We start from the raw sequence: 16,463 nt of genomic DNA on the forward strand, positions 1-16,463 counted from the left end.
TTTTGATTTGCTATTTTTTAGAGATATATCTGCGGATTCACAGGCGATCCGCCCAGCTCCACCTGGAAATGGAGGTGCGGGCCGGACGAATACCCGGTTGACCCCACATATCCCACCTGCTGGCCTTTGCTCACCGACTGCCCCGCAGTCACTGCCAGGGCGGAATGGTGCATATACTTCGTCACAAACCCGTTGCCGTGGTCTACGACAACCCAGTTCCCGGCGCTGTCACTCCATCCGGCGATCAGCACGGTTCCTGAATCTGCAGCATATGTAGGCGCTCCGCTTGATGCCGCAAGATCCAGCCCGTTGTGGAACGAATTGTCAAAGGTCCGGTAGCCGAAGGTACTGGAAACCGATCCGCTGGGGCACGGATTCGTAAACTGCCCGTTGCCGCTTACCACCACATCGGTGCTTGGAATATACGCGCTTCCCCCGTTGGCCCTTGCGGCCGCCTCGGCTTCTGCTGCTGCCGCAGCGGCAGCGGCTGCAGCGGCCGCCGCTGCCTGCTCCTCCTGCTTGCGTTTCTCTTCTTCCGCCTGCCGGATGAGTTCTTCCAGCAGGGCGGCATTTTCACCGATCTGTCCTTCCAGGTCTGCGATCTGCAGATTCTTATCCGCCAGAAGCTGCTCCACCTCAGCCTGCTTGGCAATCAGCGCATCCTGCAGGTTTCTCAGAACCACATATTCCTCTTGCAGAGCTCTTTCCCTGGCCTCCACTTCACTGCGGATCTTCTGAAAATCTGCCAGCCGATCCCTGTCGTATTCTGATAACTGGTTGACATACTCCACGTTGTTCAGAAAGTCACCCATATTTTCACTGTTCAGCAGGACCTCGATAAACTGGGTATTCCCTACCTCGTACATATATCGAATCCGCTTTTTCATACTCTGGTACTGTGTATTCTCATCCACCTTTGCCTGTACAAGATCGTCCTCGGCCTGCCTGATCTCGGCCTGCTTGTTGGTCAGCCTTTCCTGCGCCACGTTCATCTCCCCGATGATCTGATTCAACTGATCCGTCAGCGCGTTCTTCTCTGCCTCCGCCGCCTCCTTCTCTTCGTCAAGCTGGTCCGCAATCTCCTGCGCCTCTTCGATGGTCGTTGCCTGTACATTTACCGCTGTCCCCATGCACATTGCAAGTACCAGTACCCCGCTTATTATACTCCTCTTACATTTTTTCATACAGCCCACCTTATCATTTAACGTATCTATTACAATGCATGTATTACTGTATTGGCCGGATGCCGTGCAGCAAGTACACGGCAACGTTTGACCAGTCACGGCGCCGCCCTTTGAAAGCTGCCTGCCATGACAGGATCAAACTTTCAGATGCTTACGTACGGTAAAGTAACTTCCGAGGAAGCCGATTCCCACTCCGAGTCCCAGCCCAATCGGCAGTAAATAATGGTATACCCTCAGTACCGGAAGGAAGTCTATGATATTGGTCAGGATACTGAACTTCTCCATAATATATGCGACTGCCTTTCCATAAAGCACATATAAAAGCGCCAGCGGAAGCACCGCGCCCACCAGGCCGATGATCAGACCCTCAATCACGAAGGGGGAACGGACTACAAAGTCCTTTGCTCCGATATATTTCATGATCGCGATCTCTTCCTTCCGAACCGTAATACCCATGGCAACCGTATTGCTGATCAGGAAGATGGAAACCCCGAACAGGATCAGGATGATAGCAACGGAAATATATGCCACCAGAACGTTCACGCTGGAAAGCATGTTGGCCACCAGGTCAGACTTCTTCACACTGCGCACCCCGTCCAGGCTTCCCGCGAACCGAACCAGATCCTGCTGGGTGGTGGAAAGCGACTTTCCGCCCATCAGGCTGATATCCACATCGTCATCCAGGGTCTTCATGTAAACCTCGTAGTTGCTGGAGTTTGCCAGCGGATTGTCATTGCGGAATCCGTCTGCCAGTTCTTCATTCTCGCCGAAATACTTGCTCCTGAATTCCTCCCACGCGTCATCCGCAGACACATACTTTACGTCAGACACATCGTCTCTCCCCCGAAGTGCCTGCCCGATATTGTCGATCTGCGCCTGGGTGATGCCGTCCTCAAAGAATACGGTGATGGCCACCCCTTCCTCCGCGCTCTTGATAATATACTGAAAGTTGAATAATATTGAAAAAAACAATCCAAACAGAAAAATACAGGCGGACATCGTGGCAATAGATGCAAGTGAAAACATCATGTTCCTTCCGATATTCTTAAATCCCTGTTTGATTACATATCCTATCGTACTAATCCTCATCTATATACCCACCTCTTTGTTCATCACTGACGATCACACCATGCTTCATAGTGATCACCCGTTCATTCATCTCGTTAACGATCTCCTGGTTATGTGTTACCACAAGAACCGTAGTCCCCCTCTCGTTGGCCTCCTTCAGAAGGCTCATGATCTCCCATGAATTGGTCGGGTCCAGGTTACCGGTCGGCTCGTCGGCCAGCAGGATCGCCGGTTCGTTGACAATCGCCCTTGCAATTGCCACCCGCTGCTGCTCCCCCCCGGAGAGTTCCTTTGGATGCGATTTATACTTCTGAGCCAGCCCTACCAGTGAAAGCGCCGCGGGAACCTTCTTCTTGATGACCCTGGTGGGCGTCTCGGTGACACGCAGGGCGAATGCGATATTCTCATAGATATTCCGGTCCTTAAGCAGGCGGAAATCCTGGAAAACCACGCCCAGCCCTCTTCTGTACTTTGCAATATGCCGATGCTTCATTCGGTTCAGATTCCGGCCATTGACAATGATCGTTCCCTCCGTCGGGTCCAGCTCCTTCATGATCAGACGGATCAGGGTAGATTTGCCTGAGCCGCTGTCTCCTACAATGAAGACAAATTCACCCTTTTCAATCTTGACGGATACCCCATTGAGGGCGGCATTGCCCTTTGTGTACTCCTTCGTTACGTTTTTTAGCTCAATCATATGCTCCTCCTGAATACCATACTCTTTCGTAAATTCTAAAAGTGATACTGAGAGGCAGATTCTTCTGCTCCCCGGCATATATGCCACCGTCCTACCTGGAACCTGTATCTTTTCAGTATTCCAATGTCTCCATATACTTCATATACTTCACCACCATCAGGGCGATCTTAAAGGTGATCGCATCCTCAAACACGCGCAGGTCGAGCCCTGTGCTCTTCTGCAGCTTGTCCAGGCGGTATACCAGCGTATTCCTGTGGATATAAAGCTGCCTGGACGTCTCTGACACATTCAGGCTGTTTTCAAAGAATTTATTGATCGTTGCAAGTGTCTCTTCATCAAATTCATCCGGGGATTTCCCTTCAAATATTTCCTTGATGAACATCTTGCACAGCGGAAGCGGAAGCTGGTAGATCAGACGGCCGATCCCCAGGCTGCTGTATGCCACGATATCCTTCTCCACGTAGAAGATCTTACCGACATCCAGCGCAAGCTTCGCCTCTTTATATGACTTGGAGACCTCCTTGATGTCATTCACAACCGTGCCGTAGGCGATGTGCATCTGCTCATCCCCGCTGTCCTCCCGCAGGATCGTCAGCATCTCCTTGGCCATCCGGGCCAGCTCCCTGCTGCCGTCCTTCTCGGACAGTTCCTTCACGACGATGATATTTCTCTCATCCACGGCCGTGACAAAATCCTTCGCCTTTCCTCCCAAAAGGTTGCGCACGTTATCCAGGGCAGCACTGTCCTTTTCGTGTGAAGTCTCAATAATAAAGATAACACGTTTTACTTCTGTGTCAATATGTAATTTTTTGGCGCGGTTATAAATATCCACTAAAAGCAGGTTGTCCATCAGCAGATTCTTGATAAAATTATCCTTGTCAAACCGCTCTTTGTACGCCACCAGGAGATTCTGAATCTGGAATGCCGCGATCTTGCCCACCATATAGGCGTCGTCGCTCTCCCCGCCTGCAAGCAGGATATATTCCAGCTGCTGCTCGTCAAAGATCTTGAAAAACTGGCAGCCCTGAATGACCTGGCTGTCTGCCGGAGAAGCCCCGAATGATAAAATCGCGCTTTCAAAATCCCTGCTCTCGCCGAAAGTGCTGGCCAGTACTTTTGCTTCCGTGTCAAATACACAGAAATCAATCCTAGAAATACTCTTCAATCCTTCAATTGTGTTCAGAAGTACCTGATTCGTTATCATAATTTATCTCCTCCGCTCATATACGCTTATCCATGTGCATTTTTCACAAATCTTTTTTCCGTGGTTTAAATCGGAACACACAGATATCGTATATATGTTAATACAAAACGCCCAAAAAATAAAGAGGAAATCCATGATATTTATGCATTCCCCCATATATTTAACAAAAAATTCATTTTTTGCCGTCGAGTAGAAATTATGCATTCTGCCTAATTGACATATTTTTCCTCTCCATGTAATCCCTGTTCCTGCGTTCTCTTTATTCCTCCTGCCTGCTTTTCTGCCGGTCAACCAGATGACGCAGCGTCCGTTTCAGTAAAAATTTTCGAAGCTTTCCCGAAGGCTTTTTTATATTTTCCTCCTGCAGCAGGATCAGGCTGCAGCCGATCCAGAGACGGGCGTTCAAAAGCGCCTTTGCCTCGGTGATGAACCGCTCCTGCTCCGGATAAGGCAGCACGGATATGATACAGTCCGGTTCCGCACCGTTGATCTCATTGATGACACTGTCCTTCCTGCCGCCTTCCTGGGGCAGCAGGGCATGTCCGGCGGGCAGAAATCCCTTTGCATAAGGCCTCAGCTTCTCCTGGAGCAGCAAAAGATCCGTCTCCTGGTCTGCCAGAAGAAATACCTTCTTGCCTGTCCTCTGGAGATACTTCAGAAACATTTTCAAAAATACCCGCTTTTCCATCTCCTTCATCAGACGGCCGTTGCTCCCGGCGGCGCCGCCCAAAGGCCCCGCCGCTTTCTCCGAAGCCTCCAGGATCTCCTTCTCCCCCGGCAGTACCAGATCCATCTGCCGCATCATCTCCCGCCACTCCGAATCATCCTGCCCGTGTACCAGCAGCTCCAGAGTCACGATCTCCACGGTATTGACCGTTTCGCTTTCCATAAATTGTACGATTCTTTTGAGCGTGTCCTTTGCAGTCAGTGCATCGATGTCTATCTCAAAGATATCTATCTTATTTTCCATGACAACTCACCCGTTTCTTTTTCCCGATTCGTACAATTGTATCAAAAATGTCTTCTTTTTTCAACCACCTGTGTTTAATTTCACACTTTTATAACAGTTGGGCTTACTTTTTCTGTCCGTCTTCCCCGGGATGCATCCGTTTCCTGCGGGTGATCATTCCCCCGATCCGCCCCGTCTCCTTGGAGGACAGGGAGCGCCACCCGTCCTGCAGGACCCGGTCAAGGAGTCCCAGTTCTTCCGCGATCTCATATTTCAGCTTTTCTTCCGGTTCCAGATTCTTTAAGTCAATCTTCTGGTTCTTCTTTCCAGACATCACAGCCTCCTCCTTCTATCTCTGCTATGAAACTCATACGCCGGGTCCGCGCACCCTCGCGCCGCGCTGATGCCGGGCCGGGCCGTACACAAGAAGTATTGCCAGAAAGTAAAAAGGCATTCAAAAAAGAATGCCTTTTCTAAAAGAACCCCTCTGCAGGAAACTATTTTCTAAATCTTAGAACCTTTCTTTTCCTGCTGTTTTTACATTTCATCCGGTATGATCACCGCCGCCACAAAATAGGCCAGCCCGCAGGTTCCGAAGCTGCACACCCCGGCCAGCGCCACAGCCAGACGGATCAGCGTGGGGTCGATATTGAAATATTCTCCCACACCTCCGCATACTCCGCAGATCATCCTGTTTTGTCTTGAACGATAAATTCTCTTCTGATCCATTCTCTATGTCTCCTTTCTATTGATTGTCTGTTCACAGTACGGCAGATCCCCTTTTCTTTTGGATCGGCCGGTACGGCAAAGCCGCGTTTTATCTCAGCCGTCAAAGGACACGTCTACCAGGCCGATGCCGCACTCAATCTCCATCTTTTTGCTTCCGCCGTTATGAATCTTGTGCTCGCTGCCCAGTCCGCTGTAGGTGTCTCCTCCCACGGTCACAGAACCGATCCCGCATTCCACCTCGTAATTATAATCCTCCTGGCTCCCGGACGCCGTATAGTGGACGGTGCCTACACCGCATTCGATCTTTGCCTCCCGCAGCGCGTCGCCGTAAAGAACGGCTTCTCCCGCACCGCATTCCAGATCCATCTCCTGCGCCTGGAAGGAATCCAGATACACCTCTCCCGCACCGACCTGGATCTCCAGTTCCTCTGCGCGCAGGTCGTCTGCCTTCAATACCCCGGCGCCCACCTGAATCTTTGCCTTCTCAAACTGCAGATCCGCGGGAATTTGGAGAAACAGGGTTCCCTGACAATATGCGCCCTGGAACATCTTTTCCCATTTGTTTCTGTTCTTCAGCTCAATCTTGAGTTCTCCGTCTTTGCCGGTCATCACAAAATCATCCAGGATCTCCTGGTTCACATTGTCTGTATCCGCAAGAATCTCGCTGCCGCCCCATTTCGCAATATACACTTCCAGACAGGTCACGTCGATCTTCAGTTCCCGGATATCCGAAAACTTCCGGCCCGGATAGGAATCGCCGTATCCATCGCCGCTTCCGCTTTCACTTCCTGCATCATGATTCTCCACCAGTGTTTCCACGTCCACAACGGAGCCGCTGGATTCCCAAAAATTTTTCATCCCCGAAATACCGAATGTCCCCCGGACGGCTTCCATCGTTGCCCCCAGCAGCATTCCGGAAATGCACAATGCGATTCCCAGGATGCCCAGAGCAATACACATTCCCCAAAAGACCTTCCAATGCTTTTTCATCACCTACATCCCTGCCTTTCTTTGAAATGGCTTCCGGCAGATCCCCACCAGAAACCGGAACAGTGCCGGATAGATCAGCATACACAGACGCACTGCCGCCACCGCCGCAATCAGCCCTATGACAAAGGTCAGAAGTCCGATCCCCGCTGTCAGAAGGGCTGCAGAGGGCAGGACGGCCAGCTTTGAAAGTCCCGCGCATAGGATCACGATCCCGGAAATCCCCACCGCGGCAGCGCCAATCACCAACGCAAAGAATATGGAAACTGCGGCAGCCACCACCCCGAAAATCACCGCCGCTGCCGCGATCAGCACCGGAAATGCCACCGGCACCGCGCAGAGGACGATCAGCGCGATCAACAGGATTTTCAGCCCCCGGTTCGTCCATGGGCCGGTTTTCTGCCGGTAAGAAGTATTCCCCTGGCTGCCGCTGCCGTATGCATCTCCATACCCATGACTTTCATTTGTATAAGCATGACTCCCTTTTTCATAGGTCTGCTGCCCTGATCCGTAGGAATAGCTGCTGCCCCGGGAGGAATCTCCTTCCGCGCGCCCGCTGTAAGATGCCTGCTCCTGGTAGGAATACCGGTTCTGGGACTTCTTCTCCTTCTTCGGCTCCCGGCGCATCAGATCGTCCTTCTTCACAAAGCGTTCGTCCGTATATCCATATTCCGTAAATTCGCCGCCGTCCATGCCGCCGCTTTTCAGGCCGGCTTTGATCAGAGCCGCCACCTTCTGGGGGCTGCCCAGCTCTGAAATCACCTCTCCCTCGTTCTCCTTGCCGGCGTCTGCAAAATAATCCGAGTAGTACTGCAGCGCTTCCTCCTTCTCCTCCGTCGGGACTCCTGCAAGCAGTCCTTCCAGTTCTTTCATAAATTCCTCGTAGCTCATACAGTCATCCCTCCTTCAAATATATCTGAAATCTTCTTAGAATAACTTTTCCACTCTGTCCTGTACAGGTTCAGCTGCACCGCGCCTTTTTCCGTCACTTTGTAGTACCGTCTGTTCCTGCCGTCAAACTGCCTGTCGTATACTTCCAGGCATTCATCCTTCTGCAGGCGTCTGAGGACGGGATACAGTGTCGATTCCGACACGTCAATCGCCTTGCGCACATCCTGCGTGATCTTGTACCCGTAAGTTCCTTCCGCATCCCGGGTCACGACCGCCAGGACAATCGCATCCAGCAGCGCCGCACCAGTGTTAAATACCATCCTATCACCTCTTTGCTATCCTATGATCCGGATGTAAAAAAACGCGTTCCTCTGCGAAAAAAATATCCGGATCATACGAAAAGAATCTATGCCGCAGTTCAAAATAATATTACGCTTTTCTTAATATTGTTCTTTTTTCTATATTATATTCAGTATAATATTATTTGTCAATATGTTTTTTAAAATTTTATTTCCTGCTTTAAGGTAAAGGAATAGATGATCTTTTCTTTCACCCGTTTTCCAAGAAGCAGCTCCAGCGCTTCCGCATAGTATTCCAACTGGGCGTGATATTTTTCCTTCAGATCCTTCGCGCTCTGCACCCGGTCCGTCTTGTAATCCAGCACCACCAGCTCCCCGTCTTCCTCAAAATATACGTCGATGATTCCCTGGATCAGAATCACTTCCCCGCATGTCCCTTCCGGGTAGATCTCTTTCGCGTCCACCCCCAGCACAAAGGGCTGCTCCTTAAAAAGGTAGGACTGCCGCGCCGCCCGGTGCATCCGCTGTCCGGAAGGGCAGTGCAGAAAGCCCAGGATGTCCGGAATCCGGATACAGGCCGCCATTTCCTCCGACAGCTTTTTTTCCTCCTGCAGCCCTGCTATGGCAGCCTGCAGTTCTTCTTCCCCATAGTCTGTTGTAAAATCCAAAAGTTCCAGCAGTTTGTGGTACGCGCTTCCCCGGGAAGCCCCCGCCAGTTCCTCGCGCTCCTGCAAAAACCGGGGGATCAGTGGGATCACATCAGGCTCCTCACAGGCCAGTTCCCCGCCTTCCTCCGCAAGATAGGCCCGTTTTTTTAATTCCGACACCGTGAATTTCATTTTCAGCTTCCGGTCCGATTCATAGGAATAGGAAAAGCCTGCCTGTTCCTCCAGCCGCGCGTTCAGTTCCGGGTCATAGACCCGCCCGGTATCCCAGTGCTCCAGCACGTCTCTTGCAAGCAGCTCCCCTTTTTCCTCCGCCGCGTCCAGAAGGGCCGCCTCTCTCAAGCCCCTGACGCAGACCCGCACAGGCGCCTCCCCTTTGCAGACAGCCGGAAGCACCCAGTCCAGATAACTGCGCGCGCCGGCCAGACGGTAAAAAGGCAGGGCACCTTCCGGCGCCGGGCTTTCTCCCTGAGAAGCTGCTTCCGCCAGGACCTTCTCCGCTTCCGGAAGCTGCCCGGTGAGAATCAGCTTTTCCTTGGCCCGGGTCATGGCCACATAGAGCACCCGAAGCTCCTCCCCAAGGTTTTCCAGCATCACCTCCCGCTGGATGATCTTTTTCAAAAGGGTGGGAATCTTCGTCCTCCGCTTTAGATCCACCGCGTCGATCCCCACGCCCCACTCGGGATGGATGATCATGCTGCCCCGCATATCCTGCGTGTTGAACCGCTTGCCCATGCCCGCCACGAACACGATGGGGAACTCCAGCCCCTTGCTCTTATGAATGCTCATGATCCGCACCGTGTCGGACTGTTCGTCCGCGATATTGGCCTCCCCGTAATCCACGTTGTATTTTTGAAGCTGCTCGATATAACGCACAAAGTTAAACAGCCCCTTATAGCTGCTCCCTTCAAATACGGCCGCCTTCTCCACCAGCATCTCCACATTCGCCGCCCGCTGTTCGCCCCCCGGCATGGCGGCGATATAAAGGCCGTATCCCGTCTCCTCCAGAATCTTCCAGAGCAGCTCATGGATGGCCGTATAGGGCACCAGATTCCGAAAACGCTCCAACTGTGCATAAAAATGTTCCAGCCGCTCCTGGAGCTCACGGGAGCGGATCTCCCCCTCTCCCGATTCCTGCTCCGTCCGTCCTGCCTTTACATACTGCTCCGCCGCCTGGTAAAACGCGCCCTCCGGATAAGCCCTGCGGATCTCCGCCATCTGCCCTGCATCCAGCCCCCCAAAGGGAGATGCCAGCACCGCGGCAAGGGGCACGTCCTGCCTCTGGTTGTCCAAAAGCCGCAGATAATCCAGCAGCACACAGATCTCATATGCCTCAAAATAGCCTTCCCTGCTGCCCGCGTAGGCGGGAATCCCTTCTTCCATCAGGACTGCCGAAAAGACGTCCGCCCAGCCCCGGATGCTCCGGGTCAGAATCACGATGTCCCGGTATCCTGCCCTCCGGTACTCCCCGGTCTTTTTATCCTTCACCAGCCCGTTTCGAACCAGCTCCTTGATTCGTTTCGCCACCATCCTGGCTTCCATCTGCCGGTTGGTCCCTTCCGCACAGGCCCCGTCCTCCTCGTCCGCTGCAAGCTCCGAAGCCGCCGTGTCCAGAAGCAGCAGCTCTGTCTCGTGAACCGAACTGCCGTCCTCCCCGGCAAGGGGTTCAAAATCCGCCCCCGGATAAAGCGCCGCCTGGTCGTCATACACAATCCCTCCCAGTTCCCTGCGCATGATCCGGCGGAACACGTCGTTCACACTGTCCAGCACCTCCGCCCGGCTCCGGAAATTTTTATGAAGGTCGATCCTCTGCCGGTCGCTGTCCCCGGTATCGTAGGCGGCATATTTTTCCATGAACAATTCCGGCCGTGAAAGGCGGAACCGGTAGATGCTCTGCTTCACATCCCCCACCATAAAGATGTTGTTCCTCCCCCGGCTGACCGTGGATACGCTGGTCAAAATGGATTCCTGGATCAGGTTGCTGTCCTGATATTCGTCAATCATCACCTCCGTGAACTGCTCCTGGTATTCTTTCGCCGCCGGAGAGGGCACCAGCTCCCCGTCCTGCTCTGTCGTCAGAATCTGCAGGGCAAACTGCTCCATATCGCTGAAATCAATCATATTTTTGCTCTGCTTGAGTTTTCCAAATTCCTTTCCGAACCGGATCACCAGCTCCGTAAATACCTGCATGGTTCCGAAGGAGGATTCCATGTCACTCAGCAGTTCTTCCGGCGTTTCATAAAAGTAAGCCGCGGCCAGATCCTTCACCAGCTTTTTCACCTGATCTCTGAGCGACTTGATCTGCTCCCGTTTTTCCGCAGAGACGCTTTCATCTTTTTTCGCGGACAGACGCTTCCAGGCAACCGCCGAGATCCGCCCGTACAGCGCCGCAAAATTTTCTGCCTTGAGAATCCCTTCCACCATCTCCAGATCCGCTTCCAGCATGTCCCCATACATATACGGCCCGTCCGGTTCCTCACAGATCCGGATTCCCTGTTCAAGAAGCTCCCGGATATCCGCCAGGTACTGCTTCACCTGGGACGCGGCCTTTTGGAAATATATCGGCTCCCTTACGCCGCCTTCTGCCGTATCTGATACGGATGCCTCCGGCACTTCCTGGTTTTCAGATTCCTCCGGCCGGACGGGTTCGTACGTCCGGGCGCACTGCCGAAGCCATTTTTCCGGCTGGGGGTAGCTTCGGGAATACTCGTAAAGCTGCAGGATCAATTCCTCCAGCTTCCGGTCGTTTCTTCCGCTTCCCAGCTTTTCCACAAATTCCAGAAATTCCTCTGTCCCTTCCGCGTAGCAGGCTTCCAGCAGTTCCTCCAGAACGTCCTGCTTTAAGAGCTTTAATTCCCCTTCTTCCGCAATCCGAAATCCCGGATCTATATCAATGACATGAAAATGCTCCCGGATCACGGAAAGGCAAAAGCTGTGGATGGTGGTGATCCTCGCACTGTGGATCAGAGTCGCCTGACGCTGCAGATGCACGTCCTCCGGCCTGTTTTCCAGCTCCTTCTCAATGGCTCCCCGGATTCGCTCCTTCATTTCGGCCGCCGCTGCCTCCGTAAATGTCACAATCAGGAGACGGTCCACATCCACCGGATTGTCCCTGTCTGTCAAAATCCGAATGATCCGTTCCACCAGCACCGCGGTCTTCCCCGATCCTGCCGCCGCGGACACCAGGATATTCCGGTTCCGAAGCTCGATCACCTTCTGCTGTTCCCTGGTCCACTGTACACCCATTTAAAAATCCCCCTTCTCTGCCGCTCCAGGCGTCTCTTCCCCCGGCTCTCTCCGAAGCCGCCCTGCCTGTTTTGTTTCCTCCGTCTCCTCCCGGATATGCTCCATCACTTCTTCTTTGGAATAGTTCTCCAGGCTCCGGTAGGCATATCCGTCCAGCCGCGGATCGAATCCGCAGATCCCGTGGTAGGCGCAGTAATCACAGCCTGTACTCCCGTTCAGTTCATAGGGCGCGGCCTGTGCATTGCCTTCATTGATCTGTTTTTTCAGTTCCTGCTCCTTTTTCTTCGCAAAGGACAAAAACAGCGCGAAGTCCTCCGGCTCCAGCACGCGGGAACTTTTGCTCAGGCTCCCGTCCTTGTTTTTTCCAACCGGGATCAGATTGGAGCTGCCGTTCAGATCCCGTTCCAGATGGCCGATCACCGCTTCATCCGCATTCACCAGCCCGTCCAGGCGAAGCTCTTTGAGCAGCTTTCCTTCCAGCACCCGGTCATCCGATTCCTTCTCCACAAAGGGATCCTGCATACGGTAATAAAAGATCCCTGCCGGAACCACCTCCGTCTCCCCGCTTTTATGCTTCCCCGTTTTCCTCTGTTCAATCTCCAGGGCCGCATTGAGGTACACCGGAAGCTGCATCTGCAGCCCGTGATAAAATGCCGTGATATCGAAGCTTTTCATCCCGGTCTTATAATCCGTCACCTTCACATAGACCCTGCCCTCGTCCGCGCAGGTGTCGATCCGGTCGATCTTCCCGCTGCCGAATTTCAGTTCAAATCCGCTGGGCTTAAAGTCCCCCTTCTCCATCTGCTTCGTCAGCGCCCACACGGAGCGCCGGATCAGATTCTCAATCCGGGTGATCATATACTCGTTGCGGGCGCTGCTGAACAGCACGGTATTGCCGTAATCCGCGATGCTTTCCTCCACGCTCTCCCGGATCAGGCTTTCCCTCAGCTCCTCTGTCAGTTCCGTCCAGTCCATCCGGTACTCCTCCGCTTTTCTGGCAAACCGTTCCATGGACTGGTGGGCGATATTCCCCAGATCCAGCGATTCAAACTGATATTGTTCCCGCTCCGAAAGCCGCAGCCCATAAGTCAGAAAGTGGGCGTAAGCACAGGAGGCAAACTGCTCCAGCCTGGTCACGCTCACCCGGGAATCGTCTCCGAACAGACTCCTGGCCGCAGCCCTTGTCAGCCGGTCCGGTTCCTTCCTATAAAATGCCGCGTCCAGAATCCTCGCAGCCCCTTCCGGCTCCTGCCTCCGGTACCAGGAATACAGCTCCTTCCAGTCCTCTCCAAGGCCCTGCCTGCGGCTGCGCAGCCCCTTTGCAAGATAGAAAGCCCCCCTGTCCCGGGTCAGCTCCTGTTCCGAAAGCGTGCGCATTTCCTCATCCTGTACCATAAGCTCCGGAAACAGCCGGCGGATATCCTGGATCAGATAGGCCGGGCGAAGCGCCTTCCCGTCAGAGGATACCTTGCAAAACGACAGATACAGCTTTTCCGACGGTTTGGTCAGATTCATATAGAGATAAAATTTCTGGATATAGGTCTTTTCCTTTGCCCCCGGCGAGAGAGACAGCTTCTGCGCGGAAAATTTTTCCCTGTCCCGCTCCGACAGAAGCCCTCCCTGTCCCAGATTGCCCGGAAGAAAGGTGTCGTTGGCTCCCACGAAAAACAGCACCTTTAAATTGTTCAGACGGGTTCTCTCCACATCCCCGATGACCACCTGATCCAGGCTGGGCGGGATCACGCCCACTTTTGCCTCCTCTAACCCGGCATCCAAAAGCTCCCGGTATTCCTGCAGGGACACCGGTTCCTCCCCCAGCAGCTCCGCAAATTTGTCAAACAGTTCAATGACAATGCGGTAAATCTGGGAATATTCTTTTGCCAGGGCCAGCTCCCCCTCGGCCTGGAACCGAAGCTCCAATCTCTGAATCTGCTCCTGAAGCTTCTCCTGGACAAAATAATCATACACAGCCAGGGTGATATCCCCCACCGTCTTTTTCCGTTTCCGCAGAATAAACAGGAGGTTCTCCAGCTTTTCCACAAACCGTACCCTGAGGCCGTTGAGGAGCTGCAGTTCTTCCTCCGTACATCCCCTTGCGGCCCGCGTCCATGGCTCCTGCCATTTTTTGTAGCCCTTGATCCCCAGGGCAATCACATGGTTTTCCAGACGATCCGTCTCCTCCGTCGTGAATCCGGACATTCCGGTGCGCAGAAAACGGAACACGCTTTCATAGGAAAAGTTTTCATCCGCCATGGCCAGAAGGCTCCGCAGGTATTCCACAAATGCGTTCAGCAGGATGCTTTTCTTGTGATCCATAAATTCCGGAATCCCAAAGGCATCGAAGGCTTTTTCCAGATGCGCCGCATAGGTGTTCATGTCGCTGGCAATCACCGCCATGTCCCTGTAGCGGTAGCCGCCTTCCCGTACCAGACGCCGGATCTGTGAGGCCACATACTCCGCCTCCTCTTTCGGATTGCGGACCGCGTGGATGGAAACTGCGTCTGCCCGGACTTCCTCCGCCGGCGCTGTTTCCCCTGCGTTTTGCCGCTCCTCCTTTCCCATATACCGGAACAGCCGCTCTTCCAGCAGTCCCATGGCCGGGTTCTCCCGGAACCGCCGCACCGGCTTTTCGTACAGGTACACCGGCTCCTCCACCAGGGTCTTCTGCTCCCCGGCAATCTTCACAAGCCCTGTCACCATCTGCTTGCTGATGGCAAACAACTGATAGGGGTGGCGATACACAAAGGGGTCTTCCCGCTGATCCATCACCACAGTGACCACCACCTTTTTGCAGACCTTCATCAATTCTCCCAAAAGCTTATTCTGCACCGGCGTAAATCCGGTAAATCCGTCCAGAACCACCACGCTGTTCTTCAGAAGGGCCGACTCCGGCACCAGTTCGCTCAGTACGTCCAGCAATTCCTCCTTTGTAATATATTTGTCCGCCAGATAGTCCTCAAATCCTTCGTATACCGTCCGGATATCCGACAGTTTGTAATACAGGTAGCTCTCCGGCTCCAGAGTTTCCAGAAATTCATCCAGCTCCTCCACGCCGATCCCGTACTGGGTGAACTCGGAGATTACGGATTTCACCTCGCTGATATACCCCTGTTTTTTCAGGTTCCCTTTTAAAATCTTCAGATCCTTCTCATACTTTCCCGCGATCTTCCGCAGGATCAGGTTCTTCCCTTCGTCGTCCAGTACCCGGTGTCCCTCTTTCCCCAGCTCTTCAAAGATCCGGTGGGAGAGACGCACAAAGCTTAAGACGTCAATGTTCATGATCCCGTGCCGCGGATGCGCCATGCACAGGTCTTTCTGAGTCTGCATGGTAAACTGCTCCGGCACCAGAACCAGATAGCTGGTCTGGGGATGCTCCATGGAATCCTTTACGATCTGTTCATATAAATAATGAGACTTTCCTGCTCCTGAATTTCCAAAAATAAACTGCAATGACATCCGTGGTCCCTCACCTTTCCTTATTGATTCAAATACCCGTTCAGTTCCCTGATCAGCTCGTTTTTACTGTTCACATTGACTTTCGCGTAAATATTGTGCGTGTGCGTCTTTACCGTGCCCATGGAAATATACAGTTCCCCGCAGATTTCCGCGGCGCTTTTATAGTCCGCCATGCAGCCCAGGATCTCCGCCTCACGGGGCGTCAGCCTGTACTTTTCGATAAATGCCTGCATTCCTTCCCTGGGTTCCTGCCTGACCGGGAAAAATTCCCCCTCCGGCTCCGCAATGGGTTCCTCCTGCCGTTCTGGGACGTCAGGCTCCTTATAAATCTCTGAAATACATCTGCCAGCGGAATATATGCAGAGAAACATCCACAAAATATTCTCCGAAAAATTCCGCTCGGAGATATAGGGGATGTCCGACAAGAAAGAATCAATATGGGAAATGACCAGGCTGTCTTCCAGCAGTATGCAGAGGTTCAGCAGAAATATTCCGAAGATGGGAAGCGTGTACCTGCCCATCTCTTTTTTCCGCTCAGGCTCCTGTTCCTGAAACAGGCAGATTCCGAACCAGGCGCAGTACCCCAGCCGGTAAAACTGCCGGACGGAATAAAACAGCCAGACTACCAGATCCGTCTGGGGCTGGAACACCAGATAAATACAGATCCCAAGCATGGGCAGAATGGAAAGCCCATAGATGTTTTTCCATCTCCGCCCGGTGATCCAAAACAGAAGCAGCAGATCCAGCAGAAGGATCGCTGCAGAAATCCCGATCCTTAATGCCGGGTAGCTGATGTGGCTTAGATCCCCGGGACTGATCAGGCCGGTCGGAAGCCCGACGAACACAATATAGTGCAGCTCTGTCAGTTCCGTCAGATAACAAGTAAACAGCAGGATCAGGTACAGATATTGTTTTTTCTTTGTCCTGAGATACAGGATTCCTGCCGGAGATACTGCTGCCGCACAGAGGGCAATCAAGAAAACACTGTAAAAAAATATCACTTTTTCCAAAACGGCCACCTCGTTTTTGCCAGGGGAGTACCTGCCGCATCCTCTGCCGCGTCTTTCTCCCCGTCTTTCACACTAACA

At 53.0% G+C, this 16,463-nt stretch carries 13 protein-coding genes; all 13 read right to left on the bottom strand.

Translation table 11 applies throughout. The features are described 5' to 3' along the window. Positions 1-17 precede the first annotated feature (17 nt). Entirely contained in the window at positions 18-1,184 is a 1,167-nt protein-coding gene (locus EBB54_RS16920) for a murein hydrolase activator EnvC family protein (protein ID WP_125128313.1), read from the bottom strand. 135 nt (positions 1,185-1,319) lie between these two features. After that, the gene (locus EBB54_RS16925; RefSeq protein ID WP_125128314.1) at positions 1,320-2,273 is read right to left on the bottom strand and encodes a permease-like cell division protein FtsX; all 954 of its coding nucleotides are present in this window, start codon (positions 2,271-2,273) and stop codon (positions 1,320-1,322) included. Next, positions 2,263-2,949, bottom strand: a complete 687-nt coding sequence (gene ftsE / locus EBB54_RS16930) for a cell division ATP-binding protein FtsE (protein WP_004077841.1) — start codon at positions 2,947-2,949, stop codon at positions 2,263-2,265. Before ftsE ends, EBB54_RS16925 begins: the two co-directional genes overlap by 11 nt. Before the next feature lie 112 nt (positions 2,950-3,061). Then, on the bottom strand, positions 3,062-4,153 hold the full coding sequence (locus EBB54_RS16935; protein ID WP_125128315.1) for a PucR family transcriptional regulator: 1,092 nt from the start codon (positions 4,151-4,153) through the stop codon (positions 3,062-3,064). A 259-nt stretch (positions 4,154-4,412) separates the two neighbouring features. After that, a complete protein-coding gene (locus EBB54_RS16940) occupies positions 4,413-5,123 on the bottom strand; it encodes a WecB/TagA/CpsF family glycosyltransferase (protein ID WP_125128316.1) in 711 nt (236 codons plus the stop codon). 103 nt (positions 5,124-5,226) lie between these two features. Continuing rightward, entirely contained in the window at positions 5,227-5,436 is a 210-nt protein-coding gene (locus tag EBB54_RS16945; protein ID WP_004077848.1) for a small, acid-soluble spore protein, alpha/beta type, read from the bottom strand. Positions 5,437-5,639: 203 nt separating this feature from the next. Next, positions 5,640-5,831 (bottom strand): PspC domain-containing protein, encoded by a 192-nt coding sequence (locus EBB54_RS16950; RefSeq protein ID WP_004077850.1) that lies wholly within the window; start codon positions 5,829-5,831, stop codon positions 5,640-5,642. Between the two features lie 93 nt (positions 5,832-5,924). After that, a complete protein-coding gene (locus EBB54_RS16955) occupies positions 5,925-6,821 on the bottom strand; it encodes a DUF4097 family beta strand repeat-containing protein (protein ID WP_125128317.1) in 897 nt (298 codons plus the stop codon). 3 nt (positions 6,822-6,824) lie between these two features. After that, complete coding sequence (locus EBB54_RS16960; protein ID WP_125128318.1) at positions 6,825-7,709, bottom strand: DUF1700 domain-containing protein; 885 nt, start codon at positions 7,707-7,709, stop codon at positions 6,825-6,827. Next, the gene (locus EBB54_RS16965; RefSeq protein WP_004077856.1) at positions 7,706-8,029 is read right to left on the bottom strand and encodes a PadR family transcriptional regulator; all 324 of its coding nucleotides are present in this window, start codon (positions 8,027-8,029) and stop codon (positions 7,706-7,708) included. Before EBB54_RS16965 ends, EBB54_RS16960 begins: the two co-directional genes overlap by 4 nt. A gap of 179 nt (positions 8,030-8,208) precedes the next feature. Next, a complete protein-coding gene (addA, locus tag EBB54_RS16970) occupies positions 8,209-11,919 on the bottom strand; it encodes a helicase-exonuclease AddAB subunit AddA (protein ID WP_125128319.1) in 3,711 nt (1,236 codons plus the stop codon). Further along, on the bottom strand, positions 11,920-15,375 hold the full coding sequence (locus EBB54_RS16975; RefSeq protein WP_125128320.1) for a PD-(D/E)XK nuclease family protein: 3,456 nt from the start codon (positions 15,373-15,375) through the stop codon (positions 11,920-11,922). Between the two features lie 20 nt (positions 15,376-15,395). Beyond that, the gene (locus EBB54_RS16980; RefSeq protein WP_243127887.1) at positions 15,396-16,376 is read right to left on the bottom strand and encodes a helix-turn-helix transcriptional regulator; all 981 of its coding nucleotides are present in this window, start codon (positions 16,374-16,376) and stop codon (positions 15,396-15,398) included. Positions 16,377-16,463: the final 87 nt, after the last annotated feature.

The sequence above is a fragment of the Schaedlerella arabinosiphila genome (assembly GCF_003885045.1).
Lineage (GTDB): Bacteria > Bacillota > Clostridia > Lachnospirales > Lachnospiraceae > Schaedlerella > Schaedlerella arabinosiphila.